This is a genomic window from Pseudomonas shiyinii (assembly GCF_056725765.1).
Map to the genome: position 1 here is coordinate 4,332,056 of NZ_CM161522.1, position 15,033 is coordinate 4,347,088.

The 15,033-nt window shown below is 65.0% G+C and carries 16 protein-coding genes; 13 read left to right on the top strand and 3 right to left on the bottom strand.

Translation table 11 applies throughout. The features are described from left to right. The first annotated feature begins 84 nt into the window (after nt 1-84). The 13 genes from ACXHGZ_RS19550 to ACXHGZ_RS19610 all read left to right on the top strand — a co-directional run bounded on the left by ACXHGZ_RS19550 (nt 85) and on the right by ACXHGZ_RS19610 (nt 13,021). Entirely contained in the window at nt 85-981 is an 897-nt protein-coding gene (locus tag ACXHGZ_RS19550; RefSeq protein ID WP_480461078.1) for an energy transducer TonB, read from the top strand. A 136-nt stretch (nt 982-1,117) separates the two neighbouring features. Continuing rightward, a complete protein-coding gene (locus ACXHGZ_RS19555; RefSeq protein WP_084854298.1) occupies nt 1,118-1,687 on the top strand; it encodes a YqgE/AlgH family protein in 570 nt (189 codons plus the stop codon). Next, entirely contained in the window at nt 1,687-2,112 is a 426-nt protein-coding gene (ruvX, locus tag ACXHGZ_RS19560) for a Holliday junction resolvase RuvX (RefSeq protein WP_480461079.1), read from the top strand. The genes ACXHGZ_RS19555 and ruvX overlap by 1 nt, the downstream gene beginning before the upstream one ends. Nucleotides 2,113-2,161: 49 nt before the next feature. Then, nucleotides 2,162-2,680, top strand: a complete 519-nt coding sequence (gene pyrR / locus ACXHGZ_RS19565; RefSeq protein ID WP_084854009.1) for a bifunctional pyr operon transcriptional regulator/uracil phosphoribosyltransferase PyrR — start codon at nt 2,162-2,164, stop codon at nt 2,678-2,680. A gap of 12 nt (nt 2,681-2,692) precedes the next feature. Then, on the top strand, nt 2,693-3,697 hold the full coding sequence (locus ACXHGZ_RS19570) for an aspartate carbamoyltransferase catalytic subunit (RefSeq protein WP_224457169.1): 1,005 nt from the start codon (nt 2,693-2,695) through the stop codon (nt 3,695-3,697). After that, nucleotides 3,694-4,965, top strand: coding sequence for a dihydroorotase (locus tag ACXHGZ_RS19575; protein WP_480461081.1), 1,272 nt, complete (start codon nt 3,694-3,696; stop codon nt 4,963-4,965). Before ACXHGZ_RS19570 ends, ACXHGZ_RS19575 begins: the two co-directional genes overlap by 4 nt. 247 nt (nt 4,966-5,212) lie before the next feature. Beyond that, a complete protein-coding gene (gene hslV, locus ACXHGZ_RS19580; protein ID WP_043207181.1) occupies nt 5,213-5,743 on the top strand; it encodes an ATP-dependent protease subunit HslV in 531 nt (176 codons plus the stop codon). A 76-nt stretch (nt 5,744-5,819) separates the two neighbouring features. Next, nucleotides 5,820-7,163, top strand: a complete 1,344-nt coding sequence (gene hslU / locus ACXHGZ_RS19585; RefSeq protein ID WP_084854003.1) for an ATP-dependent protease ATPase subunit HslU — start codon at nt 5,820-5,822, stop codon at nt 7,161-7,163. Nucleotides 7,164-7,351: 188 nt separating this feature from the next. Next, a complete protein-coding gene (locus ACXHGZ_RS19590) occupies nt 7,352-7,729 on the top strand; it encodes a gamma-butyrobetaine hydroxylase family protein (RefSeq protein ID WP_480461082.1) in 378 nt (125 codons plus the stop codon). 350 nt (nt 7,730-8,079) lie between these two features. Further along, the gene (gene phaC, locus ACXHGZ_RS19595; protein ID WP_480461084.1) at nt 8,080-9,756 is read left to right on the top strand and encodes a class II poly(R)-hydroxyalkanoic acid synthase; all 1,677 of its coding nucleotides are present in this window, start codon (nt 8,080-8,082) and stop codon (nt 9,754-9,756) included. A 63-nt stretch (nt 9,757-9,819) separates the two neighbouring features. Next, nucleotides 9,820-10,665 (top strand): poly(3-hydroxyalkanoate) depolymerase, encoded by an 846-nt coding sequence (gene phaZ, locus ACXHGZ_RS19600; protein WP_480461086.1) that lies wholly within the window; start codon nt 9,820-9,822, stop codon nt 10,663-10,665. Nucleotides 10,666-10,719: 54 nt separating this feature from the next. Next, nucleotides 10,720-12,402, top strand: a complete 1,683-nt coding sequence (gene phaC / locus ACXHGZ_RS19605) for a class II poly(R)-hydroxyalkanoic acid synthase (RefSeq protein WP_480461088.1) — start codon at nt 10,720-10,722, stop codon at nt 12,400-12,402. Between the two features lie 4 nt (nt 12,403-12,406). Further along, nucleotides 12,407-13,021 carry a TetR/AcrR family transcriptional regulator gene (locus ACXHGZ_RS19610; protein WP_084853993.1) on the top strand — a complete coding sequence of 205 codons (615 nt, stop codon included), beginning with the start codon at nt 12,407-12,409 and terminating at the stop codon, nt 13,019-13,021. Between the two features lie 116 nt (nt 13,022-13,137). Here ACXHGZ_RS19610 and ACXHGZ_RS19615 read toward each other — a convergent pair whose 3' ends face one another. The 3 genes from ACXHGZ_RS19615 to ACXHGZ_RS19625 all read right to left on the bottom strand — a co-directional run bounded on the left by ACXHGZ_RS19615 (nt 13,138) and on the right by ACXHGZ_RS19625 (nt 14,934). Next, on the bottom strand, nt 13,138-13,905 hold the full coding sequence (locus ACXHGZ_RS19615) for a phasin family protein (RefSeq protein WP_480461090.1): 768 nt from the start codon (nt 13,903-13,905) through the stop codon (nt 13,138-13,140). A 10-nt stretch (nt 13,906-13,915) separates the two neighbouring features. Next, entirely contained in the window at nt 13,916-14,338 is a 423-nt protein-coding gene (locus ACXHGZ_RS19620; RefSeq protein ID WP_480461092.1) for a phasin family protein, read from the bottom strand. Between the two features lie 320 nt (nt 14,339-14,658). Then, nucleotides 14,659-14,934, bottom strand: coding sequence for a polyhydroxyalkanoic acid system family protein (locus ACXHGZ_RS19625; RefSeq protein ID WP_480461095.1), 276 nt, complete (start codon nt 14,932-14,934; stop codon nt 14,659-14,661). Between the last annotated feature and the right edge of the window lie 99 nt (nt 14,935-15,033).

Genomic DNA, 15,033 nt, shown 5'->3' on the forward strand with positions numbered 1-15,033 from the left:
CGCGGAGCAATTTCGCACAGTGGGGTATGATGCCAGTCCTTTTCGACTGAGCCGCCACCCCGCTTTGCGGTTGCTGGATACCTGATGACGCTGCCTGCCGACATCCCCGCCGACCTGCTGCCTCCCCGCGTCCGCCCTGCGGACCGGCTCGGCTTCACCCTGTTCCTGGCTGCCCTGGTGCACCTGGCGCTGATCCTGGGCGTGAGCTTCACCATCACCAAGCCCAGCGAAATCCGCCGCACCATGGAAATCACCCTGGCGACCTTCAAGAGCGAGAAACCGCCCGAGAAGGCCGACTTCCAGGCCCAGGACAACCAGCAGGGCAGCGGCACCCTGGAGAAGAAGGCGGTGCCCAAGACCACCGAGGTCGCGCCGTTCCAGGACAGCAAGATCAACAAGGTCACCCCGCCCCCGGCCGCCAAGCGGGAGAGCCCGCCGGCCCCGCAGAAGTCCGCCGTGGCTACCAAGGCGCCCAAGCCGCAGAAGGTCGAGCCCAAGCCCAAGGAAAGCAAGCCCCAGCCCAAGCCCCAGGCGGTGCCGGACTTCGACAGCTCGCAATTGTCCAGCCAGATCGCCAGCCTTGAGGCGGAGCTTTCCAACGAACAGCAGCTGTACGCCAAGCGCCCGCGCATCCACCGCCTCAACGCCGCCTCGACCATGCGCGACAAGGGCGCCTGGTACAAGGAAGAGTGGCGCAAGAAGGTCGAGCGGGTCGGCAACCTCAACTACCCCGAGCAGGCGCGTCGCCAACAGATCTACGGCAGCCTGCGGATGCTGGTGTCGATCAACCGCGACGGTTCGCTGTACGAGGTGCTGGTGCTGGAGTCCTCCGGCCAGCCGGTGCTCGACCAGGCAGCCCAGCGCATCGTCCGCCTGTCGGCACCGTTCGCACCGTTCACCGGCGACCTGGCCGAGTTCGACCGGCTGGAGATCATCCGCACCTGGCGTTTTGCCCGCGGTGACCGCCTGTCCAGTAATTGAATGATGGTTGATCCGTAGGGCTTGAGTGTGCGGTGGCGCACGCGTCATCAGGCGCCCCAAAACCACCGACCTGCACAACGCCCAGCAACACACTGGCACCTTGTCAGCCTCGCCACCTGACGCCACACTATCACCCATGAAAACCCTCAGCCCGAGCTACCTCAAGCACCAGTTCCTCATCGCCATGCCGCACATGGCCGACCCGAACTTTGCCCAGACCCTCACCTATATCGTCGAGCACAACGCCAATGGCGCCATGGGCCTGGTGGTCAATCGGCCTCAGGAGCTGAACCTGGCGGACATCCTGGAGCAGCTGCGCCCGGACGAAGAGCCGCCGGCCAGCACCCTGCAGGTGCCGATCTACCAGGGTGGCCCGGTGCAGACCGATCGCGGTTTCGTATTGCACACAAGCGAATGCAGCTACCAGGCCACCGTCGAGCTGCAGGGCCTGTCGCTTTCCACCTCCCAGGACGTGCTGTTCGCCATCGCCGATGGCGTAGGGCCGAAACAGAGCCTGATCACCCTGGGCTACGCCGGCTGGGAGGCAGGCCAGCTGGAAGCCGAGCTTGCCGACAACGCCTGGCTCAACTGCCCGTTCGACCCCGAGATCATCTTCGGCCTGGCCAGCGACCAACGCCTGGAAGCCGCCGCCGCGAGCCTGGGCATCAACCTCAGCCTGCTGACCAGCCAGGCGGGCCACGCCTGATGGCCGAATTGCGCCTGCTGCTGGGCTTCGACTACGGCAGCAAACAGATCGGCGTGGCCGTCGGCCAGGTGATCACCGGCCAGGCCCGCGAGCTGTGCACGCTCAAGGCCCAGAACGGCGTGCCGGACTGGGCCCAGGTGGAAAGACTCATCAAGGAATGGAAGCCCGATGCCATCGTCGTCGGCCTGCCACTGAACATGGACGGTACGCCCAGCGAGATGAGCGAGCGCGCCGAGAAATTCGCCCGGCGCCTGCATGGCCGCTACAACCTGCCCGTGCACACCCACGACGAACGCCTGACCACCTTCGAAGCCAAGGGCGAGCAGATGGCCCGTGGCCTGCGCCACGGCAGCTACCGCGACAACCCGGTCGATGCCATCGCCGCCGCCCTGCTCCTGCAAGGCTGGCTGGAGGCCAACACTTAAATCCGCTTTGCCGCCGGCCCACCCGGCGCCCCCTCCCGAGGAGCACGCAATGAGCCTACCCAACCCCGCCGACCTGATCCGGCAGATGGCCGTCGACCTTCGCGCCCACCTGGCCCGCCGTGCCATCACCGAGCCACGCTTCATCGGCATCCGCACCGGCGGTGTGTGGGTAGCCCAGGCCTTGCAGCAGGCGCTGGGCGACAGCAGCGCACTGGGCACCCTGGACGTCTCCTTCTACCGCGACGACTTCAGCCAGAACGGCCTGCATCCGCAGGTGCGCCCTTCGGAACTGCCCTTCGAGGTCGAAGGCCAGCACCTGGTACTGGTGGACGACGTGCTGATGAGCGGGCGCACCATCCGCGCCGCACTCAACGAACTGTTCGACTATGGCCGCCCGGCCAGCGTCACCCTGGTCTGCCTGCTGGACCTGGACGCCGGCGAACTGCCGATCCGCCCCAACGTGCTCGGTGCCACCTTGCAACTGGCGCCCACTGAACGGGTAAAATTGACCGGACCCGCACCGCTCGCCCTCGAGCGCCAGGACCTCGCCACCGCTTCCGCCCTTTAAGAGTCCCCCGCGATGACGCCATTCGACGCCAAGCGCCCGCTGCAGCTCAATGACCAGGGCCAGCTGCGCCACTTTCTCTCGCTCGACGGTTTGCCCCGCGAACTGCTGACCGAGATCCTCGACACCGCCGACTCCTTCCTGGAAGTCGGTGCCCGGGCCGTGAAAAAAGTCCCGTTGCTGCGCGGCAAGACCGTGTGCAACGTGTTCTTCGAGAACTCGACCCGCACCCGCACCACCTTCGAACTGGCCGCCCAGCGCCTGTCGGCCGATGTGATCAGCCTGAACGTGTCGACCTCCTCGACCAGCAAGGGCGAGACCCTGTTCGACACCCTGCGCAACCTGGAGGCCATGGCCGCCGACATGTTCGTCGTGCGCCATTCCGACTCCGGCGCCGCGCACTTCATCGCCGAGCACGTCTGCCCGGACGTGGCGGTGATCAACGGCGGCGACGGCCGCCATGCGCACCCGACCCAGGGCATGCTCGACATGCTGACCATCCGTCGCCACAAGGGCAGCTTCGAGAACCTCTCGGTGGCCATCGTCGGTGACATCCTGCACTCGCGCGTGGCCCGCTCCGACATGCTCGCGCTCAAGGCGCTGGGCTGCCCGGATATCCGCGTGGTCGGCCCGAAGACCTTGATTCCCGTGGGTATCGAGCAGTATGGCGTGAAGGTCTATACCGACCTGGCCCAAGGCCTGAAGGACGTCGACGTGGTGATCATGCTGCGCCTGCAACGTGAGCGCATGGCCGGCGGCCTGCTGCCCAGCGAAGGCGAGTTCTACCGCCTGTTCGGCCTGACCACCGCACGCCTGGCCGGGGCCAAGCCCGACGCCATCGTCATGCACCCGGGGCCGATCAACCGCGGCGTGGAGATCGAGTCGGCGGTGGCCGACGGCGCCCATTCGGTGATTCTCAACCAGGTCACCTACGGCATCGCCGTGCGCATGGCGGTGCTGTCCATGGCCATGAGCGGCCAGGCCGCGCAACGTCAACTCGACCAGGAGAACGCCCTGTGAGCATCAGTATTCTTGGCGCCCGGGTCATCGACCCTAGCAGCGGCCTGGACCAAATCACCGACCTGCACCTGGACGGCGGTCGCATCGTCGCCATCGGCGCTGCACCGGCAGGCTTCAGCGCCAGCCGCACCCTGCAGGCCGACGGCCTGGTCGCAGCACCCGGTCTGGTGGACCTCGACGTCGCCCTGCGCGAGCCGGGCTACAGCCGCAAGGGCAACATCGCCAGCGAGACCCGCGCCGCAGTGGCCGGCGGCGTCACCAGCCTGTGCTGCCCACCCCAGACCCGACCGATTCTCGACACCTCGGCCGTGGCCGAGCTGATCCTCGATCGCGCCCGCGAAGCCGGCAACAGCAAGGTCTACCCGGTCGGCGCGCTGACCAAGGGCCTGGAAGGCGAGCAACTGGCCGAGTTGGTCGCCCTGCGTGACACCGGCTGCGTTGCGTTCGGCAATGGCCTGAAGGACATTCCCAACAACCGCACCCTGGTCCGCGCCCTGGAATACGCCGCCACCTTCGACCTGACGGTGGTGTTCCACTCCCAGGACGGCGACCTGGCCCAAGGCGGCCTGGCCCATGAAGGTGCCATGGCCAGTTTCCTCGGCCTGGCGGGCATCCCGGAAACCGCGGAAACCGTGGCACTGGCGCGCAACCTGCTGCTGGTCGAACAGACCGGCGTACGTGCCCACTTCACTCAGATCACCAGCGCCCGTGGCGCGCGGCTGATCGCCCAGGCCCAGCAGCTGGGCCTGCCGGTCACCGCCGACGTGGCGCTGTACCAGCTGATCCTCACGGACGAAGCCCTGCGCGACTTCTCCAGCCTCTACCACGTACAGCCTCCGCTGCGCACCGCCGCCGACCGCGATGGCCTGCGCGAAGCGGTGAAGGCCGGGGTGATCCAGGCGATCTCCAGCCATCACCAGCCCCACGAGCGCGACGCCAAACTGGCCCCGTTCGGCGCCACCGAGCCTGGCATCAGCAGCGTCGAGCTGCTGCTGCCGCTGGCCATGACCCTGGTGCAGGACGGCCTGCTCGACCTGCCGACCCTGCTGGCCCGCCTGACCTGCGGCCCGGCCAAGGCCATGCGCCTGCCGGCGGGCGAGCTGAAGGTCGGTGCGGCGGCGGACCTGGTGCTGTTCGACCCACAGGCCTCCACGGTGGCTGGCGAGCAATGGTATTCGCGTGGCGAGAACTGCCCGTTCATTGGCCACTGCCTGCCAGGCGCGGTGCGTTATACCTTGGTCGACGGGCACGTTTGCCACGAGGCCTGAGCGGCGACTTTGTAGGAGCGCCCTTGTGCCGCGAAAGGGCCGCAAAGCGGCCCCGGCAATGCATGCATCAGGCAAAGATCCCGGGGCTGCTACGCAGCCCTTTCGCGGCACGAGGCCGCTCCTACGCAGGTGGTGCATCACCTGAAATCCATCGCAACCGTTCATCCCCCACGGTTGAAATCCTTCCCCCCACCCCCATATGAGTCTGCAACAGGCATTTTCGCCCCGCTGCGTGGAGACTCTCCCCTTGACTACCATCGTTTCAGTCCGCCGCCACGGCAAAGTCGTCATGGGCGGCGACGGCCAGGTTTCCCTCGGCAACACCGTGATGAAAGGCAATGCGAAGAAAGTCCGCCGCCTGTACCACGGCCAGGTCATCGCCGGCTTCGCCGGTGCCACCGCCGACGCCTTCACCCTGTTCGAGCGCTTCGAAGGCCAGCTGGAAAAACACCAGGGCCACCTGATTCGTGCCGCAGTGGAACTGGCCAAGGAATGGCGTACCGACCGTTCCCTGAGCCGCCTGGAAGCCATGCTCGCCGTGGCCAACAAGGACGCCTCGCTGATCATCACCGGCAACGGTGACGTGGTCGAGCCCGAAGACGGGCTGATCGCCATGGGCTCCGGCGGCGCCTACGCCCAGGCCGCGGCCCGCGCCCTGCTGAACAAGACCGACCTCTCGGCCCGCGAAATCGCCGAGACCGCCCTGAACATCGCCGGTGACATCTGCGTGTTCACCAATCACAACCTGACCATCGAGGAGCAGGACCTGGCCGAGTGATCAGCTGTTCTGGCGCCCCTTCCCGGTGACGGGGCTTTTCCACGCTGACTCATTCTGCTCGAGGACCTTATTCACCATGTCCATGACCCCCCGCGAGATCGTCCACGAACTCAACCGCCACATCATCGGCCAGGACGACGCCAAGCGCGCCGTGGCCATCGCCCTGCGCAACCGCTGGCGGCGCATGCAACTGCCGGCCGAGCTACGCGCCGAAGTCACGCCCAAGAACATCCTGATGATCGGCCCGACCGGTGTGGGCAAGACCGAAATCGCCCGCCGCCTGGCCAAGCTGGCCAACGCGCCGTTCATCAAGGTCGAAGCGACCAAGTTCACCGAAGTCGGCTATGTCGGCCGTGACGTCGAGTCGATCATCCGCGACCTGGCCGATGCTGCGCTGAAGATGCTGCGCGAGCAGGAAATCATCCGCGTACGCCACCGCGCCGAAGACGCTGCCGAGGACCGCATCCTCGACGCCCTGTTGCCCCAGGCCCGGGTCAGCAGCTTCTCTGAGGAAGCGTCGCAGTCGAGCACCGACTCCAACACCCGCCAACTGTTCCGCAAGCGCCTGCGCGAAGGCCAGCTGGACGACAAGGAAATCGAGATCGAAGTGGCCGAGTCCATGGGCGTCGAGATCGCCGCGCCGCCCGGCATGGAAGAGATGACCAACCAGCTGCAGAGCCTGTTCGCCAACATGGGCAAGGGCAAGCGCAAGGCGCGCAAGCTCAAGGTCAAGGAAGCGCTGAAGATGGTCCGCGACGAGGAAGCCAGCCGCCTGGTCAACGAGGAAGAACTCAAGGCCAAGGCCCTGGAAGCGGTCGAGCAGCACGGCATCGTGTTCATCGACGAGATCGACAAGGTGGCCAAGCGCGGCAACGTCGGCGGTGCCGATGTGTCCCGCGAAGGTGTGCAGCGCGACCTGTTGCCGCTGATCGAGGGTTGCACCGTCAATACCAAGCTGGGCATGGTCAAGACCGACCACATCCTGTTCATCGCCTCCGGCGCGTTCCACCTGAGCAAGCCGAGCGACCTGGTGCCCGAGCTGCAAGGCCGCCTGCCGATCCGCGTCGAGCTCAAGGCCCTGACCCCGGAAGACTTCGAGCGCATCCTGCAGGAGCCGCATGCTTCGCTGACCGAACAGTACCGTGAGCTGCTCAAGACCGAAGGCCTGAACATCGAATTCGCCGCCGAAGGCATCAAGCGCCTGGCCGAGATCGCCTACCAGGTCAACGAGAAAACCGAGAACATCGGTGCCCGTCGCCTGCACACCCTGCTCGAGCGCCTGCTCGAAGAGGTATCGTTCAGTGCCGGCGACCTGGCCAGTGCCCACGACGAAGCACCGATCAAGATCGACGCGGCGTACGTGAACAGCCACCTGGGCGAACTGGCGCAGAACGAAGACCTGTCGCGCTACATCCTGTAAGCCCGTACGGGGCCGCTGCGCGGCCCAATCGCCGGCAAGCCGGCTCCCACCTGTCTTGCGCTGTTTTCAGAGACACTGCCATACCTGTGGGAGTCGGCTTGCCGGCGATTGGGCTGCGCAGCAGCCCCATTGCACAATGGCCCGAATCTCTGGAAGCTTGCAGCATCAGCTCACGAGAGATCCAGCCCATGGCCCGCCTCCCCACCGCCATCAACCTGCACAAAGCCTCCAAGACCCTCACCCTCACCTACGGGCCAAACGAGGTCTACCATCTGCCCGCCGAGTTCCTGCGGGTGCACTCCCCTTCCGCCGAAGTCCAGGGCCACGGCAACCCTATCCTGCAATTCGGCAAGCTCAACGTCGGCCTCGTCGACCTCGAGCCTGCCGGCCAGTACGCACTGAAACTGACCTTCGACGACGGCCATGACAGCGGCCTGTTCACCTGGGAATACCTCGAGCAGCTGTGCCTGCGCCAAGAGGCACTGTGGGCCGAGTATCTCGATGACCTGCACAAGGCCGGCAAGTCCCGCGACCCGTCGGAGGCCGTGGTCAAGCTGATGCTCTAGCGCGAGGCCTGCAGGTTTTAGAGCGCATTTTCTAAAGTCATCTGCTTGAATGCCCCTGCACCTGCCAATCACAGGCTGTCTTGCGCATTACATGAAAGTCGGGTAACCAATGGAGCTGGCAAGTTCCCTGCATCGTTCATCGCGCGATCAGGGCCGGGCCGGCATGTAGAGGTCGCGAGCGAAAGCAGGCTGTCTTCAACCGCAGGAAAACCCGCCGCTCGTCGCCACACGCATCCGGTCCGCAACCGCTGTTTCTTATCACTTGGTCACCCGAGCAGCAGTACCGGGCAGTCGTCTGTGTACCCGCCACAGCCAACCGGTACTCGTCTCAGGACAACGGAGCGTCGTAGATGAGTAAGAACAACGATGAGTTGCAGCGGCAGGCCTCGGCAAACACCCTGGGCCTGAACCCGGTCATCGGCATTCGCCGCAAGGACCTGCTGAGTTCGGCGCGCACCGTATTGCGCCAGGCGGTTCGCCAGCCATTGCACAGCGCCAAGCACGTGGCGCATTTCGGCCTGGAGCTCAAGAACGTGCTGCTGGGCAAGTCCAACCTGCAGCCCGGCAGCGACGACCGCCGCTTCAGCGACCCCGCCTGGAGCCACAACCCGCTGTACCGCCGCTACCTGCAGACCTACCTGGCCTGGCGCAAGGAGCTGCAGGAGTGGATCGGCAACAGCGACCTGTCACCCCAGGACGTCAGCCGCGGGCAGTTCGTCATCAACCTGATGACCGAGGCGATGGCACCCACCAATACCCTGGCCAACCCGGCAGCGGTCAAGCGCTTCTTCGAAACCGGCGGCAAGAGCCTGCTCGACGGCCTGTCCAACCTGGCCAAGGACATGGTCAACAACGGCGGCATGCCGAGCCAGGTGAACATGGATGCCTTCGAGGTGGGCAAGAACCTGGCCACCAGCGAAGGGGTGGTGGTGTATCGCAACGATGTGCTGGAATTGATCCAGTACAGCCCCATCACCGAGCAGGTGCATGCCCGCCCGCTGCTGATCGTGCCGCCGCAGATCAACAAGTTCTACGTCTTCGACCTCAGCCCGGAGAAGAGCCTGGCACGCTTCTGCCTGCGCTCCAGCCAGCAGACCTTCATCATCAGTTGGCGCAACCCGACCAAGGCCCAGCGCGAATGGGGCCTGTCGACCTATATCGACGCGCTCAAGGAAGCGGTGGACGCCGTGCTGGCGATCACCGGCAGCACGGACCTGAACATGCTGGGCGCCTGCTCCGGAGGCATCACCTGCACCGCCCTGGTCGGCCATTACGCCGCATTGGGCGAGAACAAGGTCAATGCCCTGACCCTGCTGGTCAGCGTGCTCGATACCACCCTGGACAACCAGGTCGCGCTGTTCGTCGACGAACAGACCCTCGAGGCCGCCAAGCGCCACTCCTACCAGGCCGGTGTGCTCGAGGGCAGCGACATGGCCAAGGTGTTCGCCTGGATGCGCCCCAACGACCTGATCTGGAACTACTGGGTCAACAATTACCTGCTCGGCAACGAGCCGCCGGTGTTCGACATCCTGTTCTGGAACAACGACACCACGCGCCTGCCGGCCGCCTTCCACGGCGACCTGATCGAGATGTTCAAGAACAACCCCCTGACCCGCGCCGATGCCCTGGAAGTGTGCGGCACGTCAATCGACCTGAAGAAGGTCCAGTGCGATATCTACAGCGTCGCCGGCACCGCCGACCACATCACGCCGTGGCAGTCCTGCTATCGCTCGGCCCACCTGTTCGGCGGCAAGATCGAGTTCGTGCTGTCCAACAGCGGGCATATCCAGAGCATCCTCAACCCGCCCGGCAACCCCAAGGCACGCTTCATGACCGGCGAGGACCGCCCGGACGACCCGCTGGCCTGGCAGGACAACGCGGTCAAGCATGCCGATTCCTGGTGGCTGCACTGGCAAGCCTGGCTGGGCGAGCGCGCGGGCGACCTGAAGAAAGCCCCCGCACGCCTGGGTAATCGTACCTATAGCGCTGGCGAGTCAGCACCGGGCACTTATGTGCACGAACGATAGGCCACCGCGACCATGGCCATTTGATACGATGACAGAGCGACTTATCCACCTAGAGTTTCGTGCATGGCGCAACCGTACATCTTCAGGACCGTCGAGTTGGACAACCAGTCCATCCGCACCGCGGTCCGCCCAGGCAAGCCAGAGCTGACGCCGCTGCTGATCTTCAACGGCATCGGCGCCAACATGGAGCTGATCTTCCCGCTCATCGAGGCGCTGGACCCGGACATCGAAGTCATCGCCTTCGATGTGCCCGGCGTCGGGGGCTCTTCCACGCCCAGCCGTCCGTATCGGTTCTCCGGCCTGGCCAAGCTCACCGCACGCATGCTCGACTACCTGGACTACGGCCAGGTCAATGTCATCGGGGTTTCCTGGGGCGGGGGCCTGGCCCAGCAATTCGCCCATGACTACCCCGAGCGCTGCAAGAAGCTGATCCTCGCCGCCACCGCCGCCGGTGCCTTCATGGTGCCCGGCAAGCCCAAGGTGCTGTGGGCGATGGCCAGCCCCCGACGTTATGTACAGCCCTCTCACGTGCTGCGCATCGCGGCGCAGGTCTACGGTGGCGGTTTCCGTCGCGATCCGGACCTGGCCCTGCATCACGCGGCCAAGGTGCGCTCCAGCGGCAAGACCGGCTACTACTGGCAACTGTTTGCAGGCCTGGGCTGGACCAGCATCCACTGGCTGCACAAGCTCCACCAACCGACCCTGGTGCTGGCCGGCGACGACGACCCGTTGATCCCGCTGATCAACATGCGCCTGCTGGCCTGGCGAATTCCCAATGCCCAGCTACACATTATCGACGATGGGCACCTGTTCCTGATCACCCGGGCCGAGGCGGTCGCGCCGATCATCATGAAATTCCTCCAGCAGGAACGCCAACGCGCGGTGATGCACCCTCGCCCCGGAGGCTGACAACCCATGACACCCCGATACGAACCTGGATGATCGCTGACGACGGAGTGAGGGATGAAAGACAAACCGGCAAAAGGGACGAGACCGGTCCCCGCTGCGAGCATCAATGTACAGAACGCGATCACCGGATTGCGCGGTCGTGACCTGTTCTCCACGCTGCGCAACGTCGGTCGCCTGAGCCTGGGCAACCCGTTGCACACCGCACACCATCTATTGGCCCTGGGCAGCCAGCTGGGGCGGGTGATGCTCGGCGATACGCCGCACCAGCCACACCCGCGCGACAAGCGCTTCAGCGACCCGACCTGGAGCCAGAACCCGTTCTACCGCCGTGGCCTGCAAGCCTACCTCGCCTGGCAGAAGCAGACCCGCCAATGGATCGAGGAAAGCTCGCTGGACGACGACGAGCGCGCCCGGGTGCACTTCCTGTTCAACTTGCTCAACGATGCCCTGGCACCGAGCAATTCGTTGCTCAACCCGTTGGCGGTCAAGGAACTGTTCAATACCGGCGGGCAAAGCCTGGTGCGCGGCCTGGCCCACCTGGTCGACGACCTGCGCCACAACGATGGCCTGCCACGCCAGGTGGATGAACGCGCCTTCGAGGTTGGCGTCAACCTGGCAACCACACCCGGCGCGGTGGTGTTTCGCAACGAATTGCTCGAGCTTATCCAGTACCGGCCGATGAGCGAGAAACAGTACGCTCGGCCGCTGCTGATCATCCCGCCCCAGATCAACAAGTTCTATATCTTCGACCTGGGCCCGACCAACAGCTTCGTCCAGTACATGCTCAAGAGTGGCCTGCAGGTGTTCATGGTCAGCTGGCGCAACCCGGACCCGCGTCATCGCGAGTGGGGCCTGTCCAGCTATGTCCAGGCGCTGGAGGAGGCGCTCGCGGCCTGCCGCAGCATCACCGGCAGCCGCGACCCGAACCTGATGGGCGCCTGTGCCGGCGGGTTGACCATGGCCGCATTGCTGGGCCACCTGCAGGCCAAGCGTCAGCTGCGTCGGGTGCGCAGCGCCACCTACCTGGTGAGCCTGCTGGACAGCCAGTTCGACAGCCCCGCCAGCCTGTTCGCCGACGAACAGACCATCGAGGCCTCCAAACGGCGCTCCTACCAGCGTGGCGTGCTGGACGGCGGCGAGGTGGCGCGGATCTTCGCCTGGATGCGGCCCAACGACCTGATCTGGAACTACTGGGTCAACAACTACCTGCTTGGCCGCACGCCCCCGGCGTTCGACATCCTCTACTGGAACGCCGACAACACCCGCCTGCCCGCTGCCTTCCACGGCGAGCTGCTGGACTTCTTCAAGCTCAACCCGCTGACCCAACCACAAGGGCTGCAAGTGTGCGGCACGCCTATCGACCTGAGCGAGGTCGACCTCGACAGTTTCACCGTCGCCGGCAGCAACGACCACATCACCCCGTGGGACGCCGTCTATCGCTCGGCCCTACTGCTCGGAGGCGATCGCCGCTTCGTGCTGGCCAACAGCGGCCATATCCAGAGCATCATCAACCCGCCCGGCAACCCCAAGGCCTTCTTCCTGGAGAACCCGACGCTTTCCAGCGACCCACGTGCCTGGGTGCACGATGCCACGCGCCACGAAGGCAGTTGGTGGCCGCAATGGCAGGCCTGGATCGCCCAGCGCTCCGGCCGGCTGAAGGCGCCGCGCAGCGAGCTGGGCAACGCCACCTACCCAGCGCTGGGCCCGGCGCCGGGCAGCTACGTACGGACACGTTGAGCGGATGAAGACCCGCGACCGGATCCTCGAATGCGCCCTGCAGTTGTTCAACCAACAGGGTGAGCCGAACGTCTCGACGTTGGAAATCGCCAACGAACTGGGGATCAGCCCAGGCAACCTGTACTACCACTTCCACGGCAAGGAGCCGTTGGTACTGGGCTTGTTCGAACGCTTCGAGGAAGGGCTCATGCCGCTGCTCGATCCCCCCATCGGGGTGCGCTTGGGTGCCGAGGACTACTGGCTGTTCCTGCACCTGATCGTCGAGCAGATGGCTCACTACCGGTTCCTGTTCCAGGACCTCTCCAACCTGACCGGTCGGCTGCCGAAGCTGGCCCGGAACATGCGCAGCCTGATCAACGCCCTCAAACGTACCCTCGCCGCCCTGCTGGCCAGCCTGAAGGCACACGGGCAGGTGACCAGTGAGACACAGGCGCTGGGGCAACTGGTGGAGCAGATCACCCTGACGTTGATGTTCTCGCTGGATTATCAGCGCGTGCTGGGGCGGCAGGGGGATGTGGGGGTAGTGGTGTACCAGGTGATGATGCTGGTGGCGCCGCACCTGGTGGGGCCGGCGCGGGAAGCGGCGGAGCAACTGGCGGGAAAATACCTGGAAGGGTAGGACCGCCTGCGCGGGCTCAATCGCGGGGCAAGCCCGCTCCCACAGATGCAACGCCCTCCTGAAGGTTTGCGCTGAGCCTGTGGGAGCGGGCTTGTCCCGCGATATAGGCGACGCGGTCAGGCCTGGGAAGCCGGAGTGGCCGGTGCCGCCGGGACGTTGCTGGCCGGTGCCGGTGCCGCTGCCGGTGCTGCATTGACTGCCGGTGCAGCCTTCGCCGCGGCAGGTTTTGCCGGAGCCTTCTTCACTGCAGGTTTCTTTGCAGCGGGTTTGGCGGCTGTAGCCTTAGCCTTGGCTGCGGTCGTTTTGGCCGCAGGCTTGGCAGCAGCGGTTTTTGCCGCCGGCTTGGTGGCAGCCGGTTTGCTCGCGGCAGCCTTGGCCGCAGGCTTAGCCGCCGCAGCCTTCGTCGCCGGTTTGGCCGCAGCCTTGGCCAAGGGCTTGGCGGTGGTCTTGCTGGCTGCCGCCTTCGAAACCGGGGCCACCGAAGCGCCGGTCAGTTTCTCGATCTGCTTGGTCAGGCTATCGACCTGCTGGTGCAGGGCCTTGATCTCGTTGCGGCTCGGCACACCCAGGCGCGAAATGGCGCTGTTCAGACGCTTGTCGAAAGCTTCCTCCAGCTCGCTCCATTTGCCCAGCGCACGCTCCTTCACATCCGACACCCGCGAGGACGTCGCGGACTTGGCGGTGTCGGCAGCCGAGCCTGCGCTTTTCTTCGCCTGCCTTTCAGCCTTCTCGCCGTCCTTGACCAACGAATCGAACAGCTTGGGGCCGTCCTGGTCGATCTTGGAATAGATGCCCAGGCCAGCCAGCCAGATCTTGCGCGAGTACTTTTCGATACCGCCGACCCACGAGCCGCCTTCTTTCTCGGTGTTCTTCTTGCCAGCCATCCTGCTCTCCTTATGGTTTGCGCGCGACACGCTCGAGCAACTCGGTCAGCTGTTCGAGTTTGATGGACAACGCCTCAACGTCATGTTTAGACGCAATGCCGAAGCGATTCAAGGCGCGAGCGACCCGTGCATCGAAAGCTTTTTCGATCTTGTCCAGTTGAACTTCGACCCTGCCGCGTACGCGGCTTGCTTCAAGGGTCGCTTCGTCGATCGGGTGGTTGGCCGCATCGAGTTGTTGACCCAGGCGTTTCTTGCCACGTTTCTCGATGCTTTCGCCGGCCTTGACCAGCTCCTTGAAGTAATCCGAACCTTCCTGGCCAACGCGGGCATAGGCACCCAGGCCTGCCAGCCAGATCCTGCGCGCATAGCCGCGCACCTCGCCCAGGGTGCTGCCCGGGGCGTCGTCCTTTTTCCTAACGTTCACGTTGGCCATGTTCGGCACCTCATGCTCATGAAGGGACATGTGCCCATTGAATGCGGGCTCGAGCATAAGGTAGGGCGAAAAATTAGAATGCTCACCCTAAGCAACAAGGAAGGCTCAGGCTAGATGCCCCGCAGGATGCAGCAAGGACCGCTCCACACAACGCTGTAGTGCTGGGAGCGACTGTCTTGGGTTGCCTGCCCCGGCCCTATCGCCGGCAAGCCGGCTCCCACAGGTTCAGCGGTTGCCTACACCAACAGCGCAGGCCAGGTGGGAGCCGGCTTGCCGGCGATGGGGCGCGTAGCGGCCCTGTTTGGGCCGGCAGTCGACGATCAGGCCAGCGCCTTGTCCAGCGCCCGCTCGATCTCGCCCTTGATGGTGCCGCTCATCATCGACAGCATCATGCCGAGCTTGAGCTCCACACGGATGGTGTCCTCGCCGATATGCACGCTGCCGTTGGCGCCGCTGCGCGCCACATCGACGCGGTCGCCCTGCCAGGTGGCCTTGAGGTCGTATTCGCGGGTCAGGCGCTCCACCAGCGCCTCGGCCTTGGCGCGCGCGGCTTCACGGCCGAGAGAGTGCTTGCGTTCAACGCTGATCTGGGTCATGCGGGTAATCCTGGATATCAACACAATGAACGCATTATGCCCGTGCCCATCCAACGGAGCACCCCGCCAAGACAAATTGGCCCGATGCCCCTAGAATGG

What these genes read in the sequence shown, in the direction of transcription:
- ACXHGZ_RS19620 (WP_480461092.1), bottom strand. Translation starts at nt 14,338, where the DNA reads ATGGCCAACGTGAACGTTAGGAAAAAGGACGACGCCCCGGGCAGCACC.
- pyrR (WP_084854009.1), top strand. Translation starts at nt 2,162, where the DNA reads ATGAGCCTACCCAACCCCGCCGACCTGATCCGGCAGATGGCCGTCGAC.
- phaC (WP_480461084.1), top strand. Translation starts at nt 8,080, where the DNA reads ATGAGTAAGAACAACGATGAGTTGCAGCGGCAGGCCTCGGCAAACACC.
- ACXHGZ_RS19570 (WP_224457169.1), top strand. Translation starts at nt 2,693, where the DNA reads ATGACGCCATTCGACGCCAAGCGCCCGCTGCAGCTCAATGACCAGGGC.
- ACXHGZ_RS19625 (WP_480461095.1), bottom strand. Translation starts at nt 14,934, where the DNA reads ATGACCCAGATCAGCGTTGAACGCAAGCACTCTCTCGGCCGTGAAGCC.
- hslU (WP_084854003.1), top strand. Translation starts at nt 5,820, where the DNA reads ATGTCCATGACCCCCCGCGAGATCGTCCACGAACTCAACCGCCACATC.
- ruvX (WP_480461079.1), top strand. Translation starts at nt 1,687, where the DNA reads ATGGCCGAATTGCGCCTGCTGCTGGGCTTCGACTACGGCAGCAAACAG.
- phaC (WP_480461088.1), top strand. Translation starts at nt 10,720, where the DNA reads ATGAAAGACAAACCGGCAAAAGGGACGAGACCGGTCCCCGCTGCGAGC.
- ACXHGZ_RS19590 (WP_480461082.1), top strand. Translation starts at nt 7,352, where the DNA reads ATGGCCCGCCTCCCCACCGCCATCAACCTGCACAAAGCCTCCAAGACC.
- ACXHGZ_RS19615 (WP_480461090.1), bottom strand. Translation starts at nt 13,905, where the DNA reads ATGGCTGGCAAGAAGAACACCGAGAAAGAAGGCGGCTCGTGGGTCGGC.
- ACXHGZ_RS19550 (WP_480461078.1), top strand. Translation starts at nt 85, where the DNA reads ATGACGCTGCCTGCCGACATCCCCGCCGACCTGCTGCCTCCCCGCGTC.
- phaZ (WP_480461086.1), top strand. Translation starts at nt 9,820, where the DNA reads ATGGCGCAACCGTACATCTTCAGGACCGTCGAGTTGGACAACCAGTCC.
- ACXHGZ_RS19555 (WP_084854298.1), top strand. Translation starts at nt 1,118, where the DNA reads ATGAAAACCCTCAGCCCGAGCTACCTCAAGCACCAGTTCCTCATCGCC.
- ACXHGZ_RS19610 (WP_084853993.1), top strand. Translation starts at nt 12,407, where the DNA reads ATGAAGACCCGCGACCGGATCCTCGAATGCGCCCTGCAGTTGTTCAAC.